Below are 1061 nucleotides of genomic sequence, written 5' to 3'. Positions count from 1 at the left end.
GCCACACCGAGATGATTTCGGGTCGCGGGGGCTCGGTTTTGTGTATCAGAGACAGCGCGCGAGCTGTAGGCCTTGTCGGCCAGCGTCCGGTCCGGGCGGGTTCGCGCTCGTCCGCGGCCCAGCCGCGGCACCGAGATCGCATCGAGCACACCGGTGAACTGCGGGCAGTCCGCACGCTGACCCGCGGTCAGCAGCAGCGACAACACTTTGCGACCCTGCTCACACGCCAGATGCGTCTTGGTGGTCCACCCTCCACGAGACCTTCCCAGAGCGTGATCGCCCGGCTCGACCTCGACCCCGCCGGGCGGCTCGACCTGCCCCTGACCGTCGCGGCGGGCGCCAGCGGCATGCCGATGCGCCCGAGCGATGGTGGAATCGACACTCACCTGCCACACGATGCGACCGGCGGCATCAGCGAAGGCCTGCAGCATTTTCCAGATCAGCGACCACACCCCCGCACGCTGCCAGCGACGGAACAGCCCGTACACCGTCGGCCACGGCCCGTAACACTCCGGCACGTCCCGCCAGGGCGATCCCACCCGGGTCCGCCACCGGATCCCATCGATCAGAAGTAGCAGCGGTAGCCAGCCGGTAGACCACCCTGTGCGGACGACGGCGGAGCGTCCCGCTTTGTGACCGTTTTTGTGACCGTTTTGAGGGTGATGAGCCGGTATCCACGGTGACCTCCGGTGACGACAGCGGCCCCGCCTCGGAATTCTCCGAAGCGGGGCCGTACGCGAAAAGAACTGCTACGAGCTACTTTTCACACAGCCGACAGCGCTACTTCTGCGTGGCCTTGAACTCGCGACGGCGGCGGTGCAGGATCGGCTCGGTGTAGCCGTTGGGCTGCTTGGTGCCCTCGAGCACCAGCTCCTTGGCCGCCTGGAAGGCGATCGAGGCGTCGAAGTCCGGCGCCATCGGGCGGTAGGCCTTGTCACCGGCGTTCTGGCGGTCGACGACCGGCGCCATGCGCTCGAGGCTGGCGATCACGTCGGCCTCGGTGACGATGCCGTGGCGCAGCCAGTTCGCGACCAGCTGGCTCGAGATGCGCAGGGTGGCAC

The 1061-nt window shown here is 67.8% G+C and carries 1 protein-coding gene and 1 pseudogene; both read right to left on the bottom strand.

Annotated features, from left to right (window positions below; all coding sequences use genetic code 11):
* Positions 1-539, bottom strand: a 539-nt coding sequence (locus ACFWPJ_RS33690; protein ID WP_378857686.1) for an IS5 family transposase, incomplete at its 3' end; no start/stop codon positions are given.
* A 241-nt stretch (positions 540-780) separates the two neighbouring features.
* Positions 781-1061 (bottom strand): annotated as a pseudogene (locus ACFWPJ_RS33685) (malate synthase G); the annotation flags it as partial.

Origin of the sequence: Nocardia sp. NPDC058497 (genome assembly GCF_042720195.1) — a bacterium.
In the GTDB taxonomy this organism is placed as follows: Bacteria; Actinomycetota; Actinomycetes; order Mycobacteriales; family Mycobacteriaceae; genus Nocardia.
Note: the sequence above shows the minus strand (reverse complement) of the source record. Positions and strands in the feature narration are given on the sequence as shown.